The organism is Mesorhizobium sp. M2A.F.Ca.ET.046.03.2.1 (genome assembly GCF_003952425.1).
Classification (GTDB): Bacteria; Pseudomonadota; Alphaproteobacteria; order Rhizobiales; family Rhizobiaceae; genus Mesorhizobium.
The window spans coordinates 5449780-5470094 of record NZ_CP034449.1 but is presented as its reverse complement, the minus strand read 5'-3'; the positions used below and the strand labels follow the sequence as shown (position 1 = coordinate 5470094).

The window sequence follows — 20315 nt, the reverse complement described above, 5'->3', positions numbered from 1 at the left end:
GACAAAACTAAAATTGGAATGAAGTTCCGAAACGTTCGTAAAGGGGCCACAATCCAATTGTCTGAAATAGACCGGGCTTGGAATTCACACCTTTTGCGATTCCGCAAGAAAGTGTGATCCGTCTCACAGAGGTTCTGTCGAAATACCGGCCTTTGGCCGGCATGGAAACCGTTCGCAGGTGAAAAACCCGCGGCGCTCCGGCGTTGACAAGCCTGCACGAAGCTTGATCATGCCCGGACGCTGGCGATGTCTGGAGGGTGGTATGGCAATGCGCGCGGCTCGTGGTTTCTCTTTCCTTCTTCTCGTCTTTTTCGCCCTGGGCGGGGCGGCCCTTGCGGCCGAAGCCCGGCGAATCGTGACGACCGACAATTCCGACTATTTCGGTTTCGACCTCAGGTCGGAGCAGAATGTCAGCCTCGACCAATGCAAGACCACGTGCCTTGGCGATACCGCCTGCCGCGCCTTCACCTACAACACCAAGGCAAAGTGGTGCTTTCTCAAATCCGACTATAACCAGTTGAAATCCTTCACCGGCGCCGTTGCCGGCAAGGTCGCGAATGTCGATGGCGACCCAGATATCGGCGCTCCGCCGGCTCTGGCCTTTTTCCCGAACTGGATGGCCGACCAGGCCCAGCAGTTCCGCAACAAGCTGACCGATCCGGCCTATGACAAGCCGACCGAGGGCCTTGCTGCCCTGCAGGCCGCCGCCGAGCAGGCCTCGCTAACCGGCGATCATCGCCTTGCCATGCAGAAATACCAGGCCGCGATCTCCGTTCTGCCCGATGACGGCGCGCTCTGGCTGGCGCTGGCGCGCGAGATACTGGCCGTGGAGCCGGCGTCGAACACCAACGAACCCGCGACTTTCCCGATGAACGCCACGTCGGCGGCCTTCAACGCCTACAAGCTGGTGCGCACGGCAAAGACCCGCGCCGAGGCGCTGGCGCTGCTTGGCGCCGGTCTCGACAAGCGCGATCTCTACCGGCCGTCGCTGCAGGCCTATGAGGCGAGCCTTGCGCTGGTGAGCTCGCCGGCCGTCCAGGCCGACTATGCCGACCTCAAGGCGCGCAAGGGTTTCCGCGTCGTCGAGCACACCGTCGACGCCGATTCTTCCTCGCCGCGCATCTGCGCCCAGTTTTCCGAGGACCTGGTCAAGACCGGCGTCGACTATGCGCAGTTCGTGACCGTCGACAACGCCGCGCCCAAGGCCGTCGAGGCCAAGGACAAGCAGATTTGCGTCGAGGGCCTGGAACACGGCCAGCATTATGACGTGACCTTCCGCGCCGGCTTGCCGGCGGCGATCGGTGAAACGATCGCCGCGCCCGTCGTGCTGTCGATCTATGTCCAGGACCGCGCTCCGTCCGCCCGCTTCACCGGCGACAGCTTCGTGCTGCCGGCCGGCGCCCGTCGCGGCATTCCAGTCGTGACGGTCAACATGAACGCCGCCAAGATGACGCTCTACCGCATCGGTGATCGTTCGCTGGCGCAACTTCTGTCCGGCTATCAGTTCCTGCATCAGCTCGACGGCTACGATATTTCCACCATTTCCGACCAGATGGGCGAGCCCGTCTGGTCGGGCACGCTCGACATCGCCAACGATCTCAACAAGGAGGTGACCACCTCTTTCCCGGTTGACGAGGCGATCCCGCAGCGCAAGCCCGGCGTCTATGTGCTGACCGCGCAGCCGGTCGACGACAAGAGCGACGATTACGGCTCGCGCGCCACGCAGTGGTTCGTGGTCTCCGACATCGGCCTTTCCACCTATACCGGCCAGGACGGTCTCAACGTCTTTGCCCGTTCGCTGGGCTCGGCCAAGCCGATTTCCGGCGCCGAACTGACGCTGCTTGCCAGGAACAACGAGATCCTCGGCACGGCGACCACCGACGCCGAAGGCCACGCCGTCTTCAATCCAGGCCTCACCCGCGGCGAAAACGGCATGGTGCCGGCCGTGCTGATGGCCAAGCAGGGCGACAACGACTTCGTCTTCCTCGACATGGGCAAAGCCGGATTCGACCTGTCGGATCGCGGCGTCGAAGGGCGCGCCTCGCCCGGCGCGCTCGACGTCTATGCCTGGACGGAGCGCGGCATCTACCGCGCAGGCGAGGATGTTCACGTCGCGGCGCTTGCCCGCGACGGCGCGGCAAAAGCGGTCGAGAACCTGCCGCTGACCTTCATCTTCACCCGTCCCGACGGCGTCGAGAACCGGCGCATCGTCAGCAATGGCGAGTCCGCCGGCGGCCATGCCGTCGACCTGCCGCTCGAGGCCAACGCCATGCGCGGCACCTGGACGGTGTCGATCTACACCGATCCCAAGCAGTCGCCGGTCGCCAGCCAGATGTTCCTGGTCGAGGACTTCGTGCCGGATCGCATCGAATTCGACCTGACGGCCGACAAGAAGGAGATCGCCCAGGGCGAGACCGCCAATGCCACCGTCGACGGCCGCTTCCTCTATGGCGCGCCGGCCGCGGGCCTGGCGCTGGAAGGCGAGATGACGCTGTCGACCACGAGCAACTGGGACAGCTTCAAGGACTTCACCTTCGGCCTCGCCGACGAGCAGTCGAGCGAGCCGACCGTGACGCCCCTCGCCAATCTTCCGATCGTCGGCGACGACGGCAAGGCGACCTTCCCGATCACCATCGACCAGTTGCCGTCGACCACCAAGCTGGTCAACGCCAAGGTCACGGTGCGCATGCGCGAAGCCGGCGGCCGCGCCGTCGAGCGCTCGCTCGACATCGGCGTTCGGCCGCAGCGCGATGTCATCGGCATTCGCCCGGATTTCGAAGGCGATGAAGTGCCGCAAGGCGGAACGGCCAAATTCAGCATCATCGCCGTCGATCCGAACGGCAAGCGCGAGGACCTGAAAGGCGCCCAGTGGTCGCTGGTCAAGGTCGAGCGGAACTATCAGTGGTACCGTTCCAACAATTCCTGGAACTACGAGGCAGTGAACCTCACCAAGGCCGTCGCCAATGGCTCGGTCGATCTGAAGGCCGATGGCGAGGCGACCGTGTCGCTGCCCGTCGACTGGGGCCGCTACCGTCTCGAGGTCGAGACGGCTGACCCGGATGGTCCGGCGACCAGCTATGAATTCGACGCCGGCTGGTACGTCGCCTCGACCACCACCGAGACACCCGATGGGCTGGAGATCGCCCTCGACAAGGACAGCTACGCCACCGGCGAAGTCGCCAAGCTGAAGATCTCGCCGCATTTTGCCGGCGAACTTCTGGTCACGATCGGCGCCGAGAAGCTGTTGAAGACCGTCACCGCTTCGGTGCCGGCCGGCGGCAGCACTGTCGACATTCCGGTCGGCGAAAACTGGGGCGCCGGTGCCTATGTCACGGCGACCTTGTTCCGGCCCGGCGACGCGCAGGAATCGCGCATGCCGGCCCGCGCCATCGGCATCCAGTGGCTGTCGGTCGACCCGGGTTCGAAGAAGCTCGCAGTTTCGCTGACGCCGCCGGAAAAGACCCTGCCGCGCCAGCAGCTGTCAATCCCGGTCGCGGTGAACGGCGCTCAGCCGGGCACAAACGCCTATGTGATGGTGGCTGCCGTCGACGTCGGCATCCTCAACCTCACCAACTACAAGGCGCCCGATCCGGAGGACTGGTTCTTTGGCCAACGCATGCTGGGGCTGGAGATCCGCGATCTCTATGGCCGCCTGATCGACGGCTCGCTCGGCACGATGGGCAAGATACGCACCGGTGGCGACGGCGCCAACATGCAGGCGCAAGGCAGCCCGCCGACCGAAAAGCTGGTCGCCTTCTTCTCCGGCCCGGTCGAGCTCGACGCCAACGGCAAGGCGCGGATCGACTTCGACATCCCGCAATTCAACGGCACCGTGCGCGTCATGGCGGTCGCCTGGACCAAGGAAGCCGTCGGCCATGCCCAGACCGACGTCATCGTGCGCGATCCTGTGGTGATCACCGCCGGCCTGCCGCGCTTCCTGGCGCCGGGCGATGTGGCGACCATGCGCCTCGACATAGCCGACACCGATGGCCCGGCCGGCGACTACGCGCTGTCCGTCACCACCACCGGCGACCTTTCGACCGGCGACAAGCCGTTGCCGGAAAAACTGACGCTCGCCCAGGGCAAGCGCCAGTCGCTCACCTTCCCGCTGGTCGCGAAGACCGCGGGCGACGCCTCCATCACCATCAAGCTCGCCCATGCCGACGGCACGCAGGTCGAGCAGACGCTCTATCTGCCGGTGCGGCCGGCGCAGCTTCCGGTCACTAACCGCATGGTTGTCGACCTGAAGCCGCATGGCGGCTCGCTGCGGGTCGACAAGGAGCTGCTTGCCGCCAGCGTGCTCGACGGCGCTTCGGTCAGCGTCGGCGTCTCGCAGTCGTCCGCGCTCGACGTGCCGTCGCTGCTGATGAGCCTTGATCGCTACCCTTATGGCTGCGCCGAGCAGACCACCAGCCGCGCCATGCCGCTGCTCTATGTCAACGACATGGCCAAGAGCATCGGCATGGAGAGCGACCCTGACCTGCATCAACGCATCCAGGACGCCATCTACAAGGTGCTCTCCTATCAGTCGTCGAGCGGCAGCTTCGGCCTCTGGGGGCCGGGCTCCGGCGATCTGTGGCTCGATGCCTATGTCAGCGAGTTCCTGACCCGCGCGCGCGAGGAAAAGTACGATGTGCCGGCGCTGGCGATGAACCAGGCGCTGAACAATCTGCAGAACTCGCTAGGCTACGACCAGGACGTCCAGGACAAGGGCAGCGATATCGCTTACGCGCTCTATGTGCTCGCCCGCAACAAGGAGGCCTCGATAGGCGACCTGCGCTACTACGCCGACACGCAGCTCGAAGCTTTCTCCAGCCCGATGGCGGTCGCGCAACTTGCGGCGAGCCTGGCGCTCTACGGCGACACGCAGCGTTCGGAATCGACCTTCCAGACGGCGCTCCGGCTGGCGCAGTCTGAAACCGACTACGACTGGTACCGCTCCGACTATGGCTCGCGGCTGCGTGACGGCGCGGCGATACTGGCGCTGGCGGCGGAATCGAAGCCGGTGCCCAGCATCATGCCGCAACTGATCAAGCTGGTCGGCGTGGCGCGCGCCGATGCCCGCTGGACGAGCACGCAGGACGAATCCTGGATGCTGCTTGCCGCGCGGGCGCTGAAGGAAGGCAATGATTCCATCACGCTTTCCGTCAATGGCGCGCCGCATTCGGGCGGCTATTCCGACCAGGTCGCCGGCGGTGACCTGGTCGACAGCCCGCTTACCATCGCCAACACCGGCGCGACGTCGCTGCAGGCGGTGGTGACCGCGGTCGCCGCGCCGGTCGATCCACTGCCCGCCGGCGGCGACGGCTTCACCATTGATCGCACCTACTACAAGCTCGACGGCACCGAGGCCAACGTCACCGAAGCCAGGCAGAATGAGCGCTATGTGGTCGTGCTCAAGATCTACGAGCAGAACAAGTGGCCGTCGCGGCTGCTGATCACCGATCTGTTGCCGGCCGGCTTCGAGATCGACAATCCGAGCCTGGTTTCCAGCGCGCAATTGTCCAACTTCTCCTGGCTGGCGCAGACCGACGCCGCGCATCTGGAGTTCCGCGACGACCGCTTCGTCGCCGCCTTCAATCCCAATGAAGGCGACGGCGACCGCAACATCACGCTGGCCTATGTCGTGCGCGCCGTGACACCCGGCACCTACGCCCATCCGGCGGCGACGGTGGAGGACATGTACCGGCCGCAATATTCGGCCCGCACCGCCACCGGCGTGATGGAGGTGAAGGCGGAATAGCGAGGTCGCCGGTCTATCCTTCTCCCCGTCCCTATACGGGGAGAAGGTGCCGGCAGGCGGATGAGGGGCAGCGCCATGCTCTCCAGGAAATTTCTCAGACGCACCGCGATCGCAGGCATCTCGCTTGCCGGCCTCGCGGCACTTTCCCTCGCCGCGCTCTGGGAACTCGACCGCGCCTTCCCGCCGCCGCTGCCGGCAAAGCTGACGGTCTCCACCGAAGTCCAGGACCGCGACGGCCAACTGCTGCGCGCCTTCGCCACGCCCGACGGCTACTGGCGGCTCGAGACCCGGCTCGACCAGGTCGACAAGCAATTCGTCGACATGCTGGTCACCTATGAAGACAAACGTTTCTGGGACCACCGCGGCGTCGACCTTCTGGCGCTGTGCCGCGCCGCCGGCCAGCTCGTCACCAGCGGCCATATCGTCTCCGGCGGCTCGACCTTGTCGATGCAGCTCGCCCGGCTGATCGAGCCGCGCGACAGCCGCAGCCTCGGCTCCAAGCTCAAGCAGATGCTGCGCGCCATCCAGATCGAGCGGCGGCTTTCCAAGCAGGAAATCCTCGAACGCTATCTGACGCTGGCGCCCTATGGCGGCAATCTCGAGGGCGTGCGCGCCGCCTCGCTCGCCTATTTCGGCAAGGAGCCGAAGCGCCTCACAGTCTCGGAAGCCGCCCTCCTCGTCGCGCTGCCGCAATTGCCGGAAAAGCGCCGGCCCGACCGCAATCTCGGCATCGCGCACGCCGCGCGCGACCGCGTGCTGACCCGCATGGTCTCGGCCGGCCTGCTCGGCGAACGCGAAGCGCAGCGCGCGGCGCTAGACGACGTCTCCGGCCTGCGCAGAAAACTGCCGGCGCTGGCCGCGCACGCCTCCTACGCCATGCTGCCCAAGGCCGTGCCCGGCAGGCCGCTGCAACTCACCATCCGCCGGAGTGTGCAGCAAGGGCTGGAGCAGGTCGCAAGGGATGCCGCCAGGAAGCTTGGCCCGAAACTTTCCATCGCCATGGTGATGGCCGATGCGCGCACCGGCGACATCCTCGGCGAGGTCGGTTCGGCCGATTTCTTCGACGCCAGCCGCTCCGGCTGGATCGACATGACCAGGGTGGTGCGCTCACCCGGCTCGACGCTGAAGCCTTTCATCTACGGCTTGGCCTTCGAGCAGGGGCTGGTGGCGCAGGAGACGATCATCGAGGACAGCCCGGCCGATTTCGGAGGCTACCGGCCGAAGAATTTCGACATGGGCTACCAGGGCGACGTCTCTATCCGCCAGGCGCTGCAATTGTCGCTCAACGTGCCGGCGATCCGGGTGCTCGACGCCGTCGGCCCGGCGCGGCTGACGGCACGCTTCCGCCAGGCCGGCGTCAACCCGATCCTGCCGCCCAACGAAGCGCCGGGCCTGGCGATCGGCCTTGGCGGCGTCGGCGTGACCTTGCGCGACCTGGTGCAGCTCTATACCGGGCTCGCCAATGGCGGGAAGATGCACACGCTGCATGACGGCACCGAGCCGGCCAATACCGAGCGCACCACAGCCACCATCCTCGACGACCAGGCGGCCTGGCAGATCAACGACATCCTGTCCGGCGTGAAGCCGCCAGAAGGCGCCATGCAGCACGGCATCGCCTACAAGACCGGCACCTCCTATGGCTATCGCGATGCCTGGTCCGTCGGCTTCGACGGCCGCTACGTGCTGGGCGTCTGGGTCGGCCGCGCCGATGCCAGCCCCGTCCCCGGCCTGTCGGGCTATGTCTCCGCCGCACCCATCCTATTCGAAGGCTTCGTCCGTTCCGGCCTCGCCAGCGTGCCGCTGCCCGGCCGGCCGCCGGGTGTCTTCAATCCCAAGCGCGAGGAATTGCCGGTGACGCTCGCCCGCTTCGGCGCCGGCGCCGACGGCCTGGTGCAGGCCACCGCCACCGAGCCGGCGCCGACCATCATCTTCCCGCCCAATGGCGCCCGCGTAGACCTCGGCACCAACTCAGCCGACGCAACGCCGCTGGTGCTGAAGCTGCAGGGCGGCCGCGCGCCGTTCCGTTGGCTCGCCAACGGCAGGCCGCTCGCCGGCATCGACCGCCGCCGCACCGCGACCTGGCAGCCCGACGGCACCGGCTATTCGACGCTGACGGTAATCGACGCCGCCGGCCGGGCGGCGAGCGTGAAGGTTTTCGTTGAATAGGATGCGGCAAGCGATTCTGCGGGGTGCGCTTCTTAAGCCTTCGGCGCGGGGAGTTTCTCCCTTGATGTTTGGCGCGAGGCCCCCCTCTCTGCCCTGCCGGCTATCTCCCCCTCGAGGGGGGAGATTATTCGCTCGGCGGCTTTCGCTAATCTTCAACACAGGAAAGATGGGCGCAGCGCCGACACCGCCAATCTCCCCCCTTGAGGGGGAGATGCGCGGCAGGGCAGAGAGGGGGGCCTCGCGCCATACCTTTGCATTAGGAGCTGCTCTAACCGCAACGCTGCCTCTCCTATCCGCAACCCCCACCCCGGCCCGCGCCGCCTCCCTCCCCGTCGGCTTCGTCAGGCTCGCCGATGTCGACTCGACCATCCGCCAGGACATCCGCTACGCCGGCCGCGAAAACTTCCTGCGCCGCAAGGTCGACGGCTATAACGCGCCCGTCTGCGTACTGACCACGCAAGCGGCGAAGGCGCTGTCCAGCGTCCAGAAAACCATGACCGCCAAAGGCCTGACGCTGATCGTCTTCGACTGCTACCGGCCCGCCCGCGCCGTTGCCGACATGGTCAGATGGACAAGAGAAGCCGGCCCGCCGGATCCGCAGTGGTATCCGACCGTCCGGCGTGGCGATCTTATCGCCAAGGGCTATATCGGCGAGCTGTCCAGCCATTCGCGCGGCTCGACCGTCGACCTCGCTATCGCCGACGCCACCAGCGCGGTTCACCCGGCCTGCGGCGCGCCTGACGGCACCACGCTCGACTTCGGCACCGGTTTCGACTGCTTCGATCCGATGAGCGAGACGGCGCACCGCCCGCTCCCCGCCAAGGCGGCGGCGAACCGCAAGATGCTGCTTGCCGCCATGCACGCCGCTGGCTTCCGCAACTACGCGCGCGAATGGTGGCACTTCACCCTCGCCAAAGAGCCTTTTCCAAAACAGCGCTTCGATTTTCCGGTCACAGCGCCTTAACCGGGAACCATCCAGCCTTGCCCAAACCGTCGCCGGTTCTAATTAGGCGGGCTGGCAAGGATTCATGGTGTCGCCGGCTTGAGGAAGATATTTCTTCGATCGACGGACATACGGCGAAAAATTGCTTCTAGGAGGCGAAAAAGGCAACATTCAATGCATCTAAATTCTATAAACTCGCTAGGGTTCGCAGCAGTTCAACGGAGGCGGGAATGACCAAACCTCATTTCAGGAAACTGCTCGGCGCGCTGGTCGCCACATCTGTCCAGTTCGGCACGCTCGGTTTCGCGTTTGCCGATACGACCATTTTGAACGTGTCCTACGATCCGACACGTGAGCTTTACAAGGCCTATGACGAGGCCTTCGCCGCGCACTGGAAAGCCGAGACCGGCGAGACGGTCACCATCCAGCAGTCGCATGGCGGGTCGGGCGCCCAGGCCCGCGCGGTGATCGACGGCCTCAACGCCGATGTGGTGACGCTGGCGCTCGAAGGCGACATCAACGCCATCGTCTCGAAGTCGAAGAAGATCAATCCCGACTGGCGCAAGAAATTCGAAAACAATTCAGCACCTTACACTTCGACCATCATCTTCCTGGTGCGCAAGGGCAACCCCAAGGGCATCCACGACTGGAGCGATCTGGTCAAGGACGGCGTCCAGGTGATCACGCCGAACCCGAAGACCTCCGGCGGTGCGCGCTGGAACTACCTGGCGGCCTGGGCCTACGCCAACGCGCATGACGGCAACGACGAGGCCAAGACCAAGGAATTCGTCGCCAAGCTCTATGCCAACGCCCCGGTGCTCGACAGCGGCGCGCGCGGTTCGACAGTCACCTTTGCTCAGAAGGGCCTGGGCGACGTCCTGATCGGCTGGGAGAACGACGCCTATCTGGCGCTCGACGAATTCGGCGCCGACAATTTCGACATCGTCTACCCGCCGACCTCGATCCTGGCCGAGCCGCCCGTCGCTGTGGTCGACGCCAATGTCGACGCCAAAGGCACGCGCAAGGTGGCCGAGGCCTATCTTTCCTGGCTCTATTCGAAGGAAGGCCAGACCATCATCGCCAAGAACCACTATCGTCCGTCCAAGCCCGAACTGGTTCCGGCCGAGGACCTCGCCAAACTGCCTGCTATCAAGCTCGTCACCATCGACGACCCGCAATTCGGCGGCTGGAAGAAGGCGCAGCCTTACCATTTCGGCGACGGTGGTATATTCGACCAGATCTACAAGCCGGCGCAGTGAGAGGCCGGGCCTCGAAAACTGGCGACTGCAATCTGGTTGAGTAAGAAGGGACGATCCAGAACAGCATGACCACAGCACCCGCTCACGCGGGGTGGCGATTCAGACAGCCGAGTGTCATTCCGGGTTTCGGACTGACGCTCGGCTTCTCGCTTGCCTACCTCACGCTCATCATCCTTATCCCGCTCTCGGGGCTGATCTGGCGTTCGGCCGCGCTCGGCTGGACCGATTTCTGGGCCTTGGCCACCGACCGGCGCACCCTCAAGGCGCTCGAAATCAGCTTCGGCACGGCCTTCATCGCGGCCGCCGTCAATGTCGTGTTCGGCACGCTCGTGGCCTGGGTGCTGGTCCGCTACCGTTTCCCCGGCCGCCGCGTCGTCGACGCCATGGTCGACCTGCCCTTCGCGCTGCCCACCGCGGTCGCCGGCATCGCGCTGACCACGCTCTATGCACCGACCGGCTGGCTCGGCAAATTGCTGATGCCGCTCGGCCTCAAGGTCGCCTACACGCCGCTCGGCATCATCGTGGCGCTGGTGTTCATCGGCCTGCCCTTCGTCGTGCGCACTGTACAGCCGATCATGGAAGAGCTCGACAAGGAGGTCGAGGAGGCCGCCGCCACGCTCGGCGCCAGCCGCTTCCAGATCATCACCCGTGTGCTGCTGCCCAGCTTGGCGCCGGCCATCATCACCGGCTTCTCGCTCGCCTTCGCGCGTGGCGTCGGTGAATACGGCTCGGTCATCTTCATCGCCGGCAACCTGCCCTACAAATCCGAGATCGCGCCGCTTCTGATCGTCATCCGGTTGGAGGAGTACAACTATCCGGCCGCGACCGCGATCGCCGCGATCATGCTGGCGCTGTCCTTCGCCATGCTGCTCCTCATCAACCTCGTGCAGACATGGAGCCGCAAGCGCTATGGCTGATCCCGAGATCAAGTCCTATGAACCGCACCACGAGAGCCAGTCGGCCGCGGTCACGGAAAGCCGTCCCGTCCGCATCACGCTGACGACCGTCACGCTGGTCTTTCTCGGCATCTTCCTGCTGTTGCCGCTGATCATCGTGTTCAAGGAGGCTTTCGCCAAGGGCGTCGGCGCCTATTTCCAATCGCTCAGCGATGCCGACACGCGTTCCGCCATCCGCCTGACATTGCTGGTGGCGGCGATCTCGGTGCCGCTCAATCTCGTCTTCGGCCTTTCGGCTGCCTGGGCCATCGCCAAGTTCGAGTTCAAGGGGAAAGCGTTCCTGACTACGCTCATCGACCTGCCCTTCTCGGTCTCGCCGGTCATTTCCGGCCTGGTCTATGTGCTTCTGTTCGGCGCTCAAGGACTGCTCGGCGAATGGCTGAAGGCGCATGGCATCCAGATCCTGTTCGCCGTGCCAGGCATCGTTCTGGCAACCGTCTTCGTCACCTTCCCCTTCGTCGCGCGCGAGTTGATCCCGCTGATGCAGGAACAAGGCAATGGCGACGAGGAGGCGGCGCTCTCGCTCGGCGCCAGCGGCTGGCAGGCCTTCTGGTATGTGACGCTGCCCAACGTCAAATGGGGGCTGCTCTATGGCGTTCTGCTCTGCAATGCGCGCGCCATGGGCGAGTTCGGCGCGGTCTCGGTGGTGTCGGGCCACATACGCGGCCTAACCAACACCATGCCGCTGCATGTCGAGATCCTCTACAACGAGTACAATGCCGTCGGCGCCTTTGCGGTCGCTTCGCTGCTCGCCGGCCTCGCTCTGGTGACGCTGGTCTTGAAAACACTTCTCGAGATGCGCTACGGCGCCGAGATCGCCGCGACACGCGGACACTAGATGCATGTCACCCAGAAGTGTGTAGCGGTTTTGGGATAATGACATGCATCAACTAACAGAGGTCATTCTATGGAAGTTCGCGTCGTCAACGTGCGCAAGGAGTTTGAGCGGTTTCCGGCGCTCCACGACGTGTCGCTCGACATCAAGTCCGGCGAGCTCATCGCGCTGCTGGGCCCATCGGGCTCCGGCAAGACGACGCTGCTGCGCCTGATCGCCGGGCTGGAGCGGCCGACCAAGGGGGCGATCTTCTTCGGCGAGGAAGACGCTTCGCAGAAGTCGATCCAGGAACGCAACGTCGGCTTCGTCTTCCAGCATTACGCGCTGTTCCGTCACATGACGGTTGCCGACAATATCGGCTTCGGCCTGAAGGTCCGGCACGGCGCCGCCAGGCCGCGGGCGCAGGAAATCCGCCGCCGGGCGCTGGAACTGCTCGACCTCGTCCAGCTGTCAGGCCTGGAAAAGCGCTATCCGGCGCAGCTTTCCGGCGGCCAGCGCCAGCGCGTGGCTTTGGCCCGCGCCATGGCGATCGAGCCCAAGGTGCTTCTGCTCGACGAACCCTTCGGCGCGCTCGACGCGCAGGTTCGCCGCGAGCTGCGGCGCTGGCTGCGCGAGATCCACGACCGCACCGGTCACACCACCGTCTTCGTCACGCACGACCAGGAAGAGGCGCTGGAACTCGCCGACCGCGTTGTCGTCATGAGCCAGGGACGCATCGAGCAGGTCGGCACCGCCGACGACATCTATGACACGCCGAACTCGCCCTTCGTCTACTCCTTCATCGGCGAATCCAGCTCGCTGCCGGTCAAGGTCGAGAACGGCGAGGTCTGGATCGCCGACCGGCCGATCGGCCTTGAGGCGCCGCATGCGCCCTCCGGCGATGCAATCCTCTACTTCCGCCCACATGATGTCGATCTGCTCGACGGCTGCAGCGGCTGCATAGCCGGCACGGTCGCCGCCAGCCGCCGCGTCGCAGGCACAAGGCGCGTCGAGCTGGAGATCGGCGGCGAGCGCCAGCGCGTCGAGATCGAGCTTCCGGTCGACCATCCCGCCGCGCAGAAGAGCCGCGTCGCCTTCAGGCCGCGGCGCTGGAAGCTTTTCCCCACCGCCTGAGCTACCTTTGGCCCTGACTCCTGCTCCAGCGCCCCAGTCTGGCGCTGTTCAAGAGTCAGCTTGGAAGAAAATCCTAGCAAAGAGCTGTTTCGGCGAGATATTTTCTAGACCCTCCCCCGCCTGTCGGAGCGCGTGCCTCGTCGCTTCAGGCATTCCCGACTATGGTCTCGCTATAGCTTCATTCATTTCCAAGGAGCCTGTTTTCATGAAGCGTCTATTGCTCGGCATCGCAGCTGTTGCCGGTCTCGTCCTCGCGTCCTCCCAAGCCTGGTCGGCCGACAAACTTTTGAATGCATCCTATGATGTCGGCCGCGAGTTGTTCGTCGACATCAACAAGGCCTTCATCGCCAAGCATCCCGGCGTCACCATCGATCAGTCGCATGCCGGCACCTCGGCGCAGGCGCGCGCCATCGCCGAAGGTCTTGCCGCCGATGTCGTCACCTTCAACCAGGTCACCGACGTCGACTTCCTGGTCAAGAAGGGCCTCGTCTCGGCCGATTGGCAGAAGGATTTTCCGGACAACGCGTCGCCCTTCTTTTCCCTGCCCTCCTTCCTGGTGCGCGCCGGCAACCCGAAACACATCAAGGACTGGAACGATCTGGTGCGTGACGACGTGCAGGTGATCTTCCCAAACCCGAAGACATCGGGCAATGCACGCTACACCTATCTCGCCGCCACCGCTTACGCCAAGGAGGCCTTCAAGGGTGACGATGCCAAGGTGAAGGAGTTCATCACCAAGCTCTTCAACAACGTTCCGATCTTCGACACCGGCGGCCGCGCCGCCACCACCACCTTCGTCCAGCGTGAGATCGGCGACGTGCTGATCACCTTCGAGTCCGAGACGCGCGGCATCCGCAAGGAATATGGCGACGACAAGTTCGAACAGGTCACCCCTTCGGTCAGCCTGCTGGCCGAGTTCCCGGTGGCGATCGTCGACAAGGTCGCCGACGATCATGGCAGCCGCGATCTCGCCAAGTCCTATCTCGACTTCCTCTACACGCCGGATGGCCAGGAGATTGCCGCCGAGAACGGCTTGCGGGCTCGCGATGCGACGGTCGCCGCCAAGCACAAGGCCGACTTCCCGGACGTCCGCCTGCTGACGGTGGATGAGGTATTCGGTGGTTGGGACAAGGTTCAGAAAGAGCATTTTGCCGCAGGCGGGCTGCTCGATCAGGCCTATGGCGCCCGCTGAAAGGGCTCCACAATCAGGAAGCGCAAGGAGGCCGGCTTTGCCGGCTTTCTTCTTGTAAGCGGGGCTGCATGAGTTCGCGGGGGAAATCGCGGCCCCAACGTGAAAAACGTTACGAAGAATCAACGCGTTTGTGCCTAAGCTGCACCGGCAAATTGTTGGGCCAGAGGGCGTTCGACGGTCAAACTGTCATGATTTGCACACAAACAACCGCCAGATGCAGGGCGATTGGGGTTTGATGAATTGAATCGGGCATGCTGACCAAAAAAGGCAAATACGGCCTCAAGGCCCTTGTGCATCTTGCCAGCCTGCCGGCTGGCCAGCTTGCATTCGTCAACGACATTGCGGTCGCCAACAACATCCCGAAGAAATTCCTGGATGCGATCCTGGGCGAGCTGCGCAATGCCGGCTTCGTCCAGAGCCGCAAGGGCAAGGAAGGCGGCTATCGCCTCGCCCGGCCCGCTTCCGAGATCAAGATCGGCCATGTCGTGCGCGTGCTCGACGGACCGCTGGCGCCGATCCCTTGCGCCAGCCGCACCCAATACCAGCGTTGCGAGGATTGCGACGAGGCGACATGCCAGGTCCGCCACATGATGCTGGAAGTGCGCCAGGCAATCGCCGAGGTGCTGGACAACCGCAGCCTCGCTGCCATGCGCGACGCCGACAACGACGATTTCCCGGCAGAGCTCACTTCGCAGATCTGAAACGGCTCGCCCTCGACAGAGGCCCCTTGCTTGCTTGTCTGCTTTCGACGCAGTAAAGCGGAGCACGATCCGGAAAAGTGGGTACCGGTTTTCGGACAAGATCATGCTCCATCTAAAAAGTGGAACGGGGCTCTGACGCATGAGGCTGCCTTGGCTTGGCAATTCCCGCAGGGCCAGCCGGCAGCCAACGTCGAACGACATCTATCGCACCGAGATCATCGCCGACGTGCCGGTGCCGGAGCGCAACGAAACCGTTCGCTTCTTCAGCCGCAAGGTAATCCGCCCCGGAAAACTGCGCCGCTTCGCTAATCGGGACCTGCGCGAGAGCCTGCTGTCCTGTTTCTATCTTGGCGTCGCGGCGCTGCTGCCGGTCTCGTCGTGGGAACCCATCTGCGGCCGGGTGTCGGGGCTCCGGCGCAAGCGGCATTTCCGCAAGGAGTTCGCCCGCTACGACATAGCGGTGAAGGCGGTGCTCGGCGACACTGTCGACACGCGAAGAATGTTCGAAGCGCAGCTTGCCGCCGTTCACCGCCGGCGGCTGACGCTTGCTGCGCATCTCGTTGCCGGCTGGCGCTGGTCGCCGGCGATCCGCCTCGAAGGCCTCGAGGCTCTACACCAAGCCCTGCGCAACGGGCGCGGCGTCATCATATGGTGCGACCAGTTCACGGCGCAGACGATCATGGGCAAGCGCGCCTTGCATGAGGCCGGCGTCGATGCCCATCAGGTAAGCGCGCGGTACCACGGTCTTTCGCCAAGCGAATTCGGCTTGCGCGTCATCAATCCGCCATTGGTCAAGGTCGAGAACCGTTTCCTGAAAAGCCGAATCGTCTTTGAGCGCACCGACGCATACCAGGTCACCACGCGCATCCAGAAGGTCCTGAAAGCAAATGGCGTGGTGCTGATGACCAACACCATCTATGCCGGCTCCGCCTTCGCCGAGGCCGCCATGGGCGAACGTGGCTGGACCCACCTCGCCTCGGCGCCGGCAAACTTCGCCGCACGCGCGGGTGCTGCGCTGTTTCATATGGCGACGATCGAGACGATCCCTTTCCGCCAGTACCGGGCTATCGTCAGCGAGCTGAGCGCAGGCACGCAAGCGCCCGCATTGCCGGCGGGGGACACAGCGGCGAAGAACCTTGCGGTCCAGGCGGGATACATCCTGTCGAAGCGCGACCATATGCTGGAAACGCTCAAACTCTGTCCGGAGCAGATGATGGCCTGGTCGAGCGCCACGCGGCTGACCGAGCGGCCAACCGAGGCCGCAATCGGCAATGACGGCGCATGAATACCAACCGATCTAGCGGATGATCTCTTTTACGATCCCGGCGACACTTCGCGTCCCGTCGGCCGTCACCGCCCGCTCGTCCGCGGCAGGCTCTTCCAGCGTGGCGAACTGGCTGTCGACCAGGTTTGCGGGCATGAAATGACCCTTGCGATTGGCGACCCGTCGCCAGGCGGTCTCGCGATCGATCTTGAGGTAAAGGAAGACGACCTCCGGACAAAAGCGGCTCAGCCTGTCGCGATACGTCCGCTTCAGCGCCGAGCACGCCGCCACCGCATTCCGCCCTTCGGCAACGGAACTCGCGATGCGCGCGCCGATGGCGTTGAGCCAGCCCTCGCGCAGCGCATCCGTCAGCGGCTCGCCGCGCGCCATGCGCGCCACATTCTCCGGCGGATGCAGCCGGTCGCCTTCGATGAAGTCGGCGCCAAGAGCCCCGGCAAGCGCTTCGCCGACGGCCGTCTTGCCGCAACCGGCAACGCCCATCACGACGATGGCCGGCGCCGTCCGAAGATCGGTCATGCGAAGCTGCGGTCTTGCGCTTGCCTCATCCACGGTCAGCGGCTTGCCGGCGCGCGCCCGTAGAGCAGAAGCATGGCGACGATGACGACGCCATAGATGATCTGCCGCCCCGCCTCGGGCATCTGCATGACTGAGAGGATGGATTGCAGGAGCGTGATCAGGATCACGCCCGCAACCGTGCCCAGATAGGAGCCGCGCCCGCCGAGGATCGACGTGCCGCCCAGCACGACGGCGGCTATCGACGGCAGCAGATAGGCGTCGCCCATCGACTGCGCCGCCTTTGAAGCATAGCCGGCCAGAAGCACGCCGCCAAAAGCCGATAGGCCGCCGGAGACGGCGAAGGCGATCAGCACGATACGGCGCGTGTCGATGCCGGAAAGATAGGCGGCGCGCTCGCGATTGCCGATGCCGTAGACGGCGCGGCCGAAGCTGGTGCGGGTCAGCACGAAGACCATCGCGGCGCCGATCAGCGCCCAGATGATGACGGCGTTGGGAACGCCCGGGATGGTGAAACCGGTTGCCAGATAGCGCATCGCCGCCGTCGCCGAATCCTGTGGCGAGAAACCGCCCGTATAGACAACCATCAGCCCTTGCGCCACGGCATTGGTGGCCAAGGTGATGATCATCGAGGGAATGCGCAGATAGGCGACGCCGATGCCGTTGACGAGGCCGATCGCGACGCCGCACAGGACCCCGAAAGGAATGGCCAACGCGACGCCGAGCGATCCGTAGGCGGCGGCCGCGCAGGCCATCATCGCGCCTGTGGCCACGGACCACGGCACGGACAGATCGATCTGGCCGAGCAGGATGACCAGCATCATGCCGGTGGCGATGACACCGAGGAAGGACGCGACCTTCAACTGTTGCAGCAGATATTCCGGCGAAAGGAAGCTGCGCGAATAGAGGCTGCCGAGCAGGAGCAGGATCACAATGCAGGCGAAGGAGGTGACAACAGCCGGATCGGCGCGTCGCAGAAATTTGGGCATGCGGCCGGCGATGCCGCCGATGGTCGTTTCGCTCACAGGAACCACTCCAGCCGGTTGCGCACCCGAAACAGCGCGAAAGCGCCGAGGCTGACCGCGATCAATAGGATAACGCCCTGGAACAGCGGCTGCCAGAGCGGATCGAAGTCGAAGACGAACAAGAGGTCGCCGATGGTGCGGAAGGCGAGCGCGCCGAAGATCGCGCCGATGGCGCTGCCCTTGCCGCCGAACAGCGAAACACCACCGAGCACGACGGCGGCGATCGAGAACAGCGTGTAGGCGTTGCCGCTCGCATAGGCCGCCTCGCCCGTATAGGTGAAGAAGGTCAGGAACAGGCCGCCGATGGCCGCAAGCAGGCCGGCAAGCGTGTATGCCAGGAACTTGCCCCTGCGGATCGGCACGCCCGACATGTAAGCCGCCGTCTCCGATGAACCGGCCGCATAAGCGGCGCGCCCGAATTCGGAGCGGCTGAACGGCACCCAGACGACGAGCACGATGACCAGCAGCGCCACGAGGCTCGCCGGCACGACGCCGAAGAAACGCCCGGTCAGGAAATCCGCAAGGTCCTCATTGACCGAACCGCCGGGAACCGGTCGCAAAAGCAGCGCCAAGCCGAAAAAGACGGCGCCCGTGGCTATGGTGGCGACAATCGGCTGCAGCCGACCGTAGATGACGATCGCGCCGTTGACGGCGCCGCAGATGAGCCCGGTGCCGAGCACAGCCAGCACGCCAAACGCCGTCTCCAGGCCGGTGCCGATCACCAGCCATGAAGCCATGCAGTTGGTGAGCGCGAAGATCATGCCGACCGACAGGTCGATGCCTGCGGTGATCACCACCAATGTCTGAGCCATGGCGACGAAGGCCAGCAGCACGCCCTTGTTGGCCGCCGTCTGCACGACATTGGCGGTGAAGCCGGCCGGATGGTTGCCGCTGTAGATGGCGAACATGACGATGAAGATGCCGAATGCCAGCAGCGTCCCGCGCTGCTCGGCCAGCCAGTAGCGCCAGTCCTTCACGCGCCCACTCCCTGCTTCGGCCCGGCACCTTCGCCATGGATGTTGAGCGCGCTGGCGATCAGCGCGTGCTCGGTGATCTCGGCGCCGACCAGCTCGCGCTTGACCGCGCCGTCATAGAGCACCAGCACGCGGTCGCAGCAGCCGATCAGCTCGTCATAGTCGGTCGAATAGAACAGAATCGCGGCGCCCGCGTCGGCCAGCTTGCGCATCAGCTGGTAGAGCTCCTGCTTGGTGCCGACATCGATGCCGCGCGTCGGATCGTTGAGCAGGATGATGCGCGGCTGCCGCATCAGCCATTTGGCGATCACCACCTTCTGCTGGTTGCCGCCGGAGAGCGCGCCGACAGGGATGTCGAGACCCGCTGTCTTGATGGCCAAGAGCCCGACCATGTCGTCGATCAGCCGCTGCTCGGCGACGCGATCGATGATGCCGCCTTTCGAAAGCCTGTCGAGCGCCGCGAAGGACAGGTTCTCACGCACCGTCATCGGCAGCATCAGCCCTTCGGTCTTGCGATCCTCGGGGATCAGCGCCATGCCGATGCGGCCGTGGCTTGCCGCGGTCGGGCTGGCGATCGAAACCGGCTTGCCGTCTATCAGGATCTCGCCTGAAAGGCCGCGCAGCACGCCGAAAAAAGCAAGCAGCAATTCGCGCTGCCCCTGTCCATCGAGACCGCCGAGACCCACGACTTCCCCTGCCCTGACGCTCAACGAGATATTGTCCAGCCGGTCGGCCCAGGAGAGGCTGCGCGCTTCGAGAACCGTCGTCGCGGCCGCAGTTGGACCGGGTTTCGGCGGGAAGATATGGCTGTATTCGCGGCCGATCATCAGCTCGACCACTTCATTGTCGCTCTTCGAGCCGGCGGGGTAGCTGGCGACGTTGCGGCCGTTGCGGAACACCGTGCAGTGGTCGGCGAGCTCGGCGATCTCGTTCATGCGGTGCGAGATGTAGAGCAGCGCCAGTCCTTCTGACCGCAGCCGCTTCAGCACCTCGAAGACCTTGGCGACATCCGCCGCCGTCAGCGCCGAGGTCGCCTCGTCGAGGATCAGGATGCGCGGTTTCCGGGCCAGCGCCTTGGCGATCTCCACCATCTGCCGGCGCGACAGCGGCAGATCCTTGACCAGGGCACAGGGATGGATGTCGGAAGCCCCGGCGCGTGCCAGCGCTTCCTCCGCAATGCGCCGCTGCGCCTTGCGGTCGATCATGCCGAAGCGTTTCGGCGGATCGGAAATGACGATGTTGTCGGCGACGCTCAATTCTGGGATGAGCGACAGTTCCTGGAAGATGCAGACGATGCCGGCCTGATTGGCTGCTGCCGGCGAGGCGAAGCTCACTTCGCGGCCATCGAGCGTCATCGTGCCTTCGTCGGGCGCCACGACGCCGGCCATGACCTTGATCAGCGTCGATTTGCCGGCGCCGTTCTCGCCCAGAATGGCGTGGATGCCGCCGGCAGTGACCGTCAGGTCGGCCTTTTCAAGGGCCCGCACGCCGCCATAACGCTTGGAGATGCCTTCCATGCGGAAGAGCGGAGCCGCGCCGTCCATCAGCCCTCCCTGGCCGTTTCGAGTTGAGAACAGGAGGACGGTGCCGCGAGCTCGCCGCGGCACCGT

14 protein-coding genes are annotated in these 20315 nt (G+C 64.7%); 10 read left to right on the top strand and 4 right to left on the bottom strand.

Annotation, left to right across the window (positions count from 1 at the left end; genetic code table 11):
• Positions 1-262: 262 nt before the first annotated feature.
• From EJ072_RS26050 to EJ072_RS26005, 10 genes are all read left to right on the top strand, one after another.
• The gene (locus EJ072_RS26050; RefSeq protein WP_126081931.1) at positions 263-5743 is read left to right on the top strand and encodes an alpha-2-macroglobulin family protein; all 5481 of its coding nucleotides are present in this window, start codon (positions 263-265) and stop codon (positions 5741-5743) included.
• 75 nt (positions 5744-5818) lie between these two features.
• The gene (gene pbpC / locus EJ072_RS26045) at positions 5819-7909 is read left to right on the top strand and encodes a penicillin-binding protein 1C (RefSeq protein ID WP_126081930.1); all 2091 of its coding nucleotides are present in this window, start codon (positions 5819-5821) and stop codon (positions 7907-7909) included.
• A gap of 211 nt (positions 7910-8120) precedes the next feature.
• On the top strand, positions 8121-8873 hold the full coding sequence (locus tag EJ072_RS26040; RefSeq protein WP_245466993.1) for a M15 family metallopeptidase: 753 nt from the start codon (positions 8121-8123) through the stop codon (positions 8871-8873).
• A 209-nt stretch (positions 8874-9082) separates the two neighbouring features.
• On the top strand, positions 9083-10111 hold the full coding sequence (locus EJ072_RS26035; protein WP_126081928.1) for a sulfate ABC transporter substrate-binding protein: 1029 nt from the start codon (positions 9083-9085) through the stop codon (positions 10109-10111).
• A gap of 65 nt (positions 10112-10176) precedes the next feature.
• The gene (cysT, locus tag EJ072_RS26030; RefSeq protein ID WP_126081927.1) at positions 10177-11028 is read left to right on the top strand and encodes a sulfate ABC transporter permease subunit CysT; all 852 of its coding nucleotides are present in this window, start codon (positions 10177-10179) and stop codon (positions 11026-11028) included.
• Complete coding sequence (gene cysW / locus EJ072_RS26025) at positions 11021-11905, top strand: sulfate ABC transporter permease subunit CysW (protein ID WP_126081926.1); 885 nt, start codon at positions 11021-11023, stop codon at positions 11903-11905. Before cysT ends, cysW begins: the two co-directional genes overlap by 8 nt.
• A 69-nt stretch (positions 11906-11974) precedes the next feature.
• Entirely contained in the window at positions 11975-13015 is a 1041-nt protein-coding gene (locus EJ072_RS26020; protein WP_126081925.1) for a sulfate/molybdate ABC transporter ATP-binding protein, read from the top strand.
• Between the two features lie 205 nt (positions 13016-13220).
• Positions 13221-14207, top strand: coding sequence for a sulfate ABC transporter substrate-binding protein (locus tag EJ072_RS26015; protein ID WP_126081924.1), 987 nt, complete (start codon positions 13221-13223; stop codon positions 14205-14207).
• Positions 14208-14458: 251 nt separating this feature from the next.
• Positions 14459-14908, top strand: coding sequence for an Rrf2 family transcriptional regulator (locus EJ072_RS26010; protein ID WP_040970141.1), 450 nt, complete (start codon positions 14459-14461; stop codon positions 14906-14908).
• Positions 14909-15047: 139 nt separating this feature from the next.
• Positions 15048-16193, top strand: coding sequence for a hypothetical protein (locus EJ072_RS26005; protein WP_126081923.1), 1146 nt, complete (start codon positions 15048-15050; stop codon positions 16191-16193).
• A 12-nt stretch (positions 16194-16205) separates the two neighbouring features.
• Here the strand turns inward: EJ072_RS26005 and EJ072_RS26000 are convergent, their stop codons facing one another.
• From EJ072_RS26000 to EJ072_RS25985, 4 genes are read right to left on the bottom strand one after another with little or no spacing between them, the layout of a single operon-like run.
• Entirely contained in the window at positions 16206-16709 is a 504-nt protein-coding gene (locus tag EJ072_RS26000; RefSeq protein ID WP_245466992.1) for a gluconokinase, read from the bottom strand.
• A 35-nt stretch (positions 16710-16744) separates the two neighbouring features.
• A complete protein-coding gene (locus tag EJ072_RS25995; RefSeq protein WP_126081921.1) occupies positions 16745-17731 on the bottom strand; it encodes an ABC transporter permease in 987 nt (328 codons plus the stop codon).
• Entirely contained in the window at positions 17728-18708 is a 981-nt protein-coding gene (locus EJ072_RS25990) for an ABC transporter permease (RefSeq protein ID WP_126081920.1), read from the bottom strand. Before EJ072_RS25990 ends, EJ072_RS25995 begins: the two co-directional genes overlap by 4 nt.
• The gene (locus EJ072_RS25985) at positions 18705-20249 is read right to left on the bottom strand and encodes a sugar ABC transporter ATP-binding protein (protein WP_126081919.1); all 1545 of its coding nucleotides are present in this window, start codon (positions 20247-20249) and stop codon (positions 18705-18707) included. Before EJ072_RS25985 ends, EJ072_RS25990 begins: the two co-directional genes overlap by 4 nt.
• Positions 20250-20315: the final 66 nt, after the last annotated feature.